This is a genomic window from Mycoplasmopsis alligatoris A21JP2, assembly GCF_000178375.1.
GTDB classification, from domain to species: Bacteria; Bacillota_I; Bacilli_A; order Mycoplasmatales; family Metamycoplasmataceae; genus Mycoplasmopsis; species Mycoplasmopsis alligatoris.
Genome location: NZ_ADNC01000002.1, coordinates 96,783 through 105,064 on the forward strand (window position 1 = coordinate 96,783; position 8,282 = coordinate 105,064).

Annotated in this window: 8 protein-coding genes and 1 tRNA gene; 2 read left to right on the top strand and 7 right to left on the bottom strand. The window is 22.9% G+C overall.

Annotated features, from left to right (window positions below; genetic code table 4):
- Positions 1–4: 4 nt before the first annotated feature.
- Positions 5–673, bottom strand: coding sequence for an NgoBV family restriction endonuclease (locus MALL_RS00395; protein WP_005683095.1), 669 nt, complete (start codon positions 671–673; stop codon positions 5–7).
- 116 nt (positions 674–789) lie between these two features.
- Here MALL_RS00395 and dcm point away from each other — a divergent pair, with 116 nt between their 5' ends.
- Together dcm and MALL_RS00405 are read left to right on the top strand one after the other, a co-directional pair.
- Positions 790–2,076, top strand: a complete 1,287-nt coding sequence (dcm, locus tag MALL_RS04220; RefSeq protein WP_005683119.1) for a DNA (cytosine-5-)-methyltransferase — start codon at positions 790–792, stop codon at positions 2,074–2,076.
- 71 nt (positions 2,077–2,147) lie between these two features.
- Positions 2,148–2,232: transfer RNA gene (locus MALL_RS00405), tRNA-Leu, on the top strand.
- 31 nt (positions 2,233–2,263) lie between these two features.
- On the opposite strand, the gene MALL_RS00410 is transcribed toward MALL_RS00405, so the two are convergent.
- The 6 genes from MALL_RS00410 to MALL_RS04475 all read right to left on the bottom strand — a co-directional run.
- Complete coding sequence (locus MALL_RS00410; RefSeq protein ID WP_005683106.1) at positions 2,264–3,040, bottom strand: TraX family protein; 777 nt, start codon at positions 3,038–3,040, stop codon at positions 2,264–2,266.
- Positions 3,040–5,244, bottom strand: coding sequence for an OppA family ABC transporter substrate-binding lipoprotein (locus MALL_RS00415; protein ID WP_005683088.1), 2,205 nt, complete (start codon positions 5,242–5,244; stop codon positions 3,040–3,042). Before MALL_RS00415 ends, MALL_RS00410 begins: the two co-directional genes overlap by 1 nt.
- A 7-nt stretch (positions 5,245–5,251) precedes the next feature.
- A complete protein-coding gene (locus MALL_RS04225) occupies positions 5,252–5,806 on the bottom strand; it encodes an ABC transporter permease subunit (RefSeq protein WP_005683099.1) in 555 nt (184 codons plus the stop codon).
- 526 nt (positions 5,807–6,332) lie between these two features.
- Positions 6,333–7,307, bottom strand: a complete 975-nt coding sequence (locus tag MALL_RS00425) for an ABC transporter permease subunit (RefSeq protein WP_005683139.1) — start codon at positions 7,305–7,307, stop codon at positions 6,333–6,335.
- Positions 7,308–7,344: 37 nt separating this feature from the next.
- Entirely contained in the window at positions 7,345–7,614 is a 270-nt protein-coding gene (locus tag MALL_RS00430) for an HPr family phosphocarrier protein (protein WP_005683132.1), read from the bottom strand.
- Between the two features lie 37 nt (positions 7,615–7,651).
- Positions 7,652–8,282, bottom strand: a 631-nt coding sequence (locus tag MALL_RS04475) for a phospholipase D-like domain-containing protein (RefSeq protein WP_040545420.1), incomplete at its 5' end; no start/stop codon positions are given.

Here is an 8,282-nt window from a genome sequence, read left to right on the forward strand (position 1 = left end):
AAAGTTAATTTTTTTTAAATTTAAAGTGTGTTTTGTTTCTTTTAAATGTTTCTAATCATAAATCTGCAAATTTATTACCTTTATAAAGTTTTAGAGTTAAATATAATGCATTAATAAAATCATCTAAATTTTTAAATTCAACATTTTTATACAAGCGGAAATATGTATTAGGTCTTATATTATAAATAACATTTCTTTTTAGTTGCGTTTTAAGTGGATATCTATTTGATGATCCTGTTATTTCTCAAATTTTTTTTAATCAGATATCTTTAATTATTATATTTCCTAATTTGTCTATATCATAGCCAAATATTAAATAATCTGCATTTAATCTAAACGGTTCGTTTTTTATAGATTCACAATATGAATCAAAATTTGCAACGTCAAAAGATGGACCTTTTGGGTAATGGAACGTTTTTATCTCTAACAAATCATAATAATCTGAATCTGATAGATAAAAATCAGGATATTTTTGTGAATTATTGGGCTGTCTAAAGTAAATATTATTAAGTATAAAATATTTTTTTATTCATTGTTCTATTACAACTCCAACAATATCTGGTGTGTTTATTTCTACAGTGATATCATACATGTTAAAAACAATTTTTCCTTTTTTATTAATTCAATTTATGTTTTTAAATATTCTAAAAATTTCATTTGAATTCAATTTCATATGTATCTCCTTTCACTAATTAGTTTTTATTGAAAAATTTAAAAAAAACAAAAAAGGAAAATCTTATTTTTAGTAAAAATGTAAATTTGATTTGTATTTATATATAATCTTTTTATATGAATGTGTCTAAAAACGTTTACAAAAATAATAAAATAAAATTTATTGATTTATTTGCAGGTTTAGGAGGAATCAGAATCGGCTTTGAACAAGCTTTAAAAGATAAAAAAATAAAGTCAGAGTGTGTTTTTACCAGCGAAATTAAAAAACACGCAATAAAGGCTTATAAAAATAATTTTAAAGATTCTAATATCAATGGTGACATTAGTAAAATTGATCTAGAAAAAATACCATATTTTGATTATTTACTTGCCGGTTTTCCATGCCAACCTTTTTCTAGCGCCGGTAAAATGTTAGGATTTTTAGATACAAGAGGAACTTTATTTTTTGAAATTGAAAAGATTTTAAAAAATAAAAAACCATTAGGATTTATTCTAGAAAATGTTGAAGGTTTAATAAGTCATAACAAAGGGCAAACTTTACGCACTATTTTAAATTCATTAAGTAATTTGGGTTATAAAGTAACATATTCAGTATTAAATTCAGCTGATTTTGGACTTGCTCAAAATCGTAAAAGAGTCTATATCATAGGAACAAAAGACAAAACTGTTCATTTAAACAATTTTGTTAAAAAACAGTCTAATGTAAAAGATATACAAGAAGATAATTTAGAAACTATTAAATCAATATTTAGCAAACAATTATTAAAAAAATATAAGACAAAAGACATTTATGGTAAGTCAATTACTGATAAAAGAGGTGGAATAAATAATATTCATTCATGAGATTTAGAGCTAAAAGGTACTATTTCAAATGAACAAAAAGAATTATTAAATTTGTTGTTAAAAAACAGACGAAAAAAATATTTTGCACAAGAAATAAATATAGATTGAATGGACGGAATGCCCTTAAACATAGATCAAATAAGAACTTTTTTTGACCATAAAAACTTACAAAAATTATTAGATGATTTAGTTCAAAAAAAATATTTAGTTTTTGAATATCCAAAAAAACTTGTTAACAATAAAAGAAAATTTGACGTTTTAAAACAAAAAGGTTATAACATTGTTACTGGCAAATTATCATTTGAATTTTCTAAAATATTAGACCCTAATTCAATAAGCCCTACGCTTGTTGCAACTGATATTGATCGCATAGGTATAATTGACAATGAAGGTATTAGAAAATTAAGTATAAGAGAAGGATTGCGACTTTTTGGGTTTCCTGAGGATTATGATTTAAGTTTTTTAAAAAGGAGTGAAGCTCTTGATTTACTAGGTAATACGGTTTGTATCCCCGTTATTAAAGAAATAGCTTTAAAATTATTAAATACTAAAAAAATCTAGTGATATAACTAGATTTTTTGTTTATAAAAATAAATAAAGATTTTTATAAATTTATAATACAATAAAAATATGCCCAAGTGGTGGAAATGGCAGACACGCTAGACTAAGGATCTAGTGAAGCAATTCATGCAGGTTCAAGTCCTGTCTTGGGCACCAATATTAACTTAGCTTGCTAAGTTTTTTTTATTTACAAAATAAAAGTAAAAATAGTTGGAATAAGAATGCTAAGAGGGTAACATGCTAAAAAAGTATATTTAAAAACACTAGATTTTTTAAATATCTTTTCAGAATAAAATAGGATCGGAATTAGAGCAATCAAAGCATAATTTTGAACTCAGTTTTTATCTAGTAAATAAAATAAAAGTGTTAGTGCCGTAAAAATAAATGCATATGATAATTTATAAAACATAATTTTTAATTGATATTTTTTAACGCTTGAATAAACCAAATACGAAAGATGCAAAATAAGTCATAAATAAATTCCATAATCAATTCTAAATCCACCTAATTTTCTTAAAGTAGATAATGTCAATAAAACACTAAAAAGTATAAAAATAACAACGCCTATAAAAAATATAATTGGTATTTTTATTTGTTTCAAACAATATCAGACTAAGGAAACTAATCCAAACATAATAAAAATATTAAAGTAAAGCATATCATTTACAAATCTTTTATGAACTATGTATAAATGAATTACAAGTATCAAATGTAATACTAAACCTATAATTAAGAGTTGAACAAAATATAAAATAGGACGTCTTGTTTTTTCAAATCCAATAATACATAAAAAAGCAAAAATAGGCATCGTTATTCTACCTACTATTCTCATTCATAAAAAATCTGGTTGGTTAAAAGTAATAGCGCCAAAATGGTCGATAAACATGGCAATTATGGCAATTATTTTTAAAATATTCCCAGACAAAAATGAAGTTATTTTATCAACTGTAACTAATTTATTCATTAAAACACCTTTATGTCTTGAAATCTATTATAGCCTAAATCGTTTAAGGGCTTTTCTATATTATTTTTTACTATTATTTTTTTATATGTTTCAAAATTATTATATAAATTTAAAGTAATTGGAATTGGATTGTTTAAACCTATTTGATTTACTAATTCAACTTGCTCAAAGTTATTTAAGGAATGCATAAATTCTAATGATTCTTTAAATAGTTGTTCATTTAATAATCTATTATTAAACAATTTATCGAGCTGATATTTATTTAAAATTTCACTTAATTTTATTAGATATTTAAACTCTTTATCTTTATAAAAATAAATACTTTTTAATAAGTTTTGGTTTTTTAAAATAAGTTCTAAATACGAGTCTATCTTATTTGATGAATAAATAAATTCTTGATAAATTACACTAGAATTAAACTTACTGTTATAATCTTTTTGGACTAATATTAATTTACTTTTAAGCCTATTATCAAGACTATTTAGTAAATTTTCAGTGTTACTTATTAAAATTTTATTTAAATCATTTTCTTCAGCAAAAATTGGAAGAACAAATTCTATTTTTTCTTCATTATTTAAGTCATTTGTTGTATAAAAATTATCTAATAAATTGTTTATATTTTCTTTTATAAAATCAAAAGCGCTCGATTTTAACTTTTCATTATTGTCAATAAAAGAGGAAAGTGAATTTAATTTATTATTTTCAGTTATAAAATTGGTTGTTATATTTTTCTTAAAATTATATGAAAAAATCAAATTATTATTTATTCATAACGCTGCATCGTTAGCATTTTTATAAGTGGAGTTTATTGCATCTTTTCCATCTAAAATCATGTTAGGTAAAGCTAAATTATTTCAATAATTTGCTTTTTTGCTAAATTCATTAATAGCCGATAAATTAATAGCATTAGCTAAATATGAACGAAACAATTTTGAGTTTTTATCTGAATAAAAGTACTCATCATTTTTTTCATTTATTAATTCGTTTGTGTCTGTCCCGTAAAGTAATTTTGAATAATTGTCATTAAAATCAAATTTTTTGTTTTTTGAAAAATTTATATTATAAATTGAATTTACATTAGACTTTAAAGATGAATCTTGAAGCTGCATTGTTAAACCATAAGCTCTTGAAAAATTTTCAATTTCATTTTTTTGGTCGGAATTAAATATGTCAAAGTCAGATTCATTCAATAAGTTTTGTCTAAAAGATTTAAAAGATTGAAGTCTAAAAGTTTCATTATCAATAGGAACACTATTAAAATTTAAAATAACCTGTTCAATACGCGAATTATCGTCAATAAATTTTGAATTTGCACCATTTAAATTTTTGTTAAAAATTTGCTTTTCAAGTGTATTAGAATTTAAAATATAATCACTTAAATAAATGGCTTCTTGTAATTTTGGTTGATATTGATCGACATCTAAATTTAATGTACTTAAATATTCATTTGAAGTAGGATTAAACATCATGTTTTTCATAAGTTGATCTTTTAAAAATAAATCGAGTTTTTTTGCATTATTTTTTATGATTAATAAGTCATTTTCTACTACAAAATCGACTCCATATAAAAGTTTTAAATTATTAAAGGAATCTTTATTTGTTAGTTTATTAAGTGAAGTTAAAAAGTCTTTAGGATTAAGTTTAAAATTGGTTGCATTTCCTTTATAGTCGGTATAAACTAAATCCTTTAGTTTGATACTTATTTGTTTTGATTTTTTAATATTATCAAAGAAATTTTTATGATTAACCGATAAAGTATTTAAACTCGTTAATTCAATAATATTTTTTGAATAGTTGGTAAATAAATCTGGTTTTGTTAGTGAAAAATCAGAATCGTCACTATTATAAAGTTGAAATGTATCATTTTCTAATTCCACTTTAATATAGTCAATTAAGTTTAACTTAAGAGATTTTTTTGTTGGTACTGCAACAGCATTATTAACATGGTCTAGTACCAATTTATCGCTATATTCATAAGTAATTAAAGGAGCAAAGACTAGCGCTAACGAATCATTATCAATGATTTTGTTGTTGTTAAATGAATAATCATTAGTTTTTAAAAAATTTGGTTGATTAAATATTTTAACGTATTGTTTTTCATTTCTATAATCACCAGGATTAGTACAAGAAATAGTAAAAGAAGATAGCCCAATTATCGAACTAAATACTAAAAAATTTAGAATTTTTTTTGTCCTTTTTTCCATATTTCTCCTATAAATTTGGTTGCATTGCAATATAAATATTAATGCCTAATAACTTTAAAATAATTATATAAAGTGCACTTGTAAAAATTACTGTAAAACTGAATAAATAATTTTTAAAATTATCTATTATTTGTTTAAATACATTCCCTATATTTAAATAATCACTTATCCCTTTTACATTAAAGAAACTTAACGAAGCTAAAATTAAAAGTGTGATAGAAACATTTTCACTAAAAAGTGATAATTGTTTAAATAAAACTTCACGTGTAATTAATAATATTGTAATTCTAAAAAAACTTGCTCCAAGAGCTTTAGAAGCCAAAATATAATCTTTATTTTTTAATTCTTGTGTATAAGAATATGAACTAAAAAAGAATTGCGGAAGACCTATTATTCCTAAAATTATTATTGCTAAAAAATGTGTGTATCCTAAAATACTAAACAAAAATATCGCTATTATTATGTAAGGTATTATGCTAAATGAACTTATTATATAATAAGGAATTTTTAGAATTTTATTTGTTGAATAACCAATTAAAACTCCTGAAATAACTCCCAACATAAGTTGAATAAAAACTGCACAAAATGTTATCAAGACACTTAAACCGAATGTACTAGAAAAAAATATTAAATTATCAATTCCAGTACTATTTGTTCCCAGTATTGAATTAATTTCAATTGTTTTTTTATCATTTAATAAAGATGCATATTTAATTAATTGATAAGGATCATATTCTATTTTGGCAAAGCTAGCAAATTTAACTTCAGAAATAAGTGTAAAATCTGAGTTAGCTTCTATATATTTGATATTGTTATAAAAATTACCTATTTCTACGTTTTAGTAATTTTAGTGTTATTAAAACTTGGTAAGTCGTAAGCCAAGTTCGAATCAAAACTGGTTTGTTGCAGAATATTCTCAAAATATATTTATTATGCTTATTAAAAGCAAAATAAGTAAAAATACGCATATTAAAAATCAGTTGATTTTTTTACTAAAAAAACGAGTTATGAATTGTTTAAAATCGCTTTTAATATTAGCACTACTATGCGCTAAAATATTTTTTTTGTTTGATAAATTAAAGAGATTTTTATTCATTATTTACCTCTTTTTTAAAAAGTTTTTTTACAGTAAAAAAACCTTTTAAATAATTGTGTTGTTTTTTACTAAAATCACTTGCTAATAGATATTTTTGGAATATTTCTGAAATTAATTGAAATGTTAAAATTATTATTGAATTAAATAATATTAAAAACATGATTATGTTAGTTTCTCCTTTGTCAAAAACTATGTTTAAAATAGTACTTTGACCTGGAATTTGAAATATTCTTTCAATTATTAAAGAAAAAGTGATTAAAGATACAAAAATAGGTACTAAAAAAGAAATTAATTTTGATCATGAATTGCGTAAAATACCTTTGTAAAAAATCTGAAAACCATTCATTCCTAGTCCTCTTAAATAAATAATAAATTCAGATTTATGTAGCTGTGCTATAGTCGAAAAAGTTAAAGAAGAAAAAGTTGCAATAGTTCCTAAAAGAAGAATTAAGATTGGTATAAATAGAGAATAAAAAGTTTCTTTTAAGCTTAGTAAGTGTTCTGGAATAAAAACAGTTGGGATATTGTTTATTTCAGCTAAATTTATAAAAATAGGCGCTAAGACAAAAATTGGTATTGCAGAAAAACTAAACGTTAAAACATTAAGCAACAAAACAATATTTTTTTTGTATTTATATGAAAGAATTAATCCTAAAAAATAACCAATAATAATTCCTAAAACAAACGAAAAAATTATAATTAAAAAACTTCACTTAAAATAATTAAAATACAAATGAGGTATTGAATAGAAACTACCATTTATTGACGGATCAAAAATTGTCCCAAAATTAAATACAAATATGTCTTTTATGTAATTTATGTAAGCAAAAAAAATACTTTTTTGTTCATTATTAAAAAAAGATTTAGGAATAAAGATAGCTACTAAAAAATAACTAATTGAAATAATAATTAAAGTGGTTAGTAATAAAAGAATTATTTTTTTAAAAAAGTAATTAAGAATTGTCATTATACTTTCTACAATAAAAGCCGCAATGCGGCTTTTATTATAATTTAATTAAGTTGTTTGATACTAAAGCATCTTTGATCGCTTGTAATGCTGCTTCTTCGTCTTCTCCAGAAATTTTAATTGTAATTTCTGTTCCATGTTTAACACCTAAAGCCATGATGTTCATGATTGATTTAAGATTTCCTTCTCTTCCAGCACTGATTACTTTAGAATCACTTTTAAATTTTCCAGCTGTTCCAACAATAATTGATGCAGGACGAGCATGTAGTCCAGCAGGATCGATTATTGTACATGTAAATTCTTTCATATTACTCCTCTATAAATAAATATTAATTATTATAACATTAAATAAGTGGTTTGATAATTTTATAAATGATTTTTTTAATCCTTCCATATTTAACATTTCCAAGTTTGGTTGAACTTAAAAGTGTTGATTTTCGCTTATAATTATCAAAAATTTCGTTTAATTTTTTTACGCTTTGTCCAGAGATAATATCCATAGTTTCATATTGTGCAAACATTGAACGACTATCAAAATTATTAGTTCCCATTCATCCGATATTTTCATCAATAGTTCCGAATTTAGAATGTAAAAAATGATCATTATATAAATAAATTTTTACACCTTTTTCTTCTAATTCTTTTAGCTCCTTTATACCAACGTTATAAACAATTTTTTTGTCAGGTAATCCTGGAAAAAATATTTCTACTTCCACACCACATTTAATTGCTATAAAAATTTGTTTTCAAAGCGCTTCTGTTATTGAAAAATAAGGAGTAGATAATCTAATTCTTTTTTTTGCCATTGAAAAAAGTTTTATTCAATATTCTTCAGCTTTTGAATAATTAATAGCAGGGCTATCAACAACTAAAATCGCCTGATCACTTTCTTTAAAAGCTAAATTATTATTCATATTTAGCATTTCTTGAACATTTAATTCTTTAGATGTTATTATGTCCCAAAATGAACAAAAA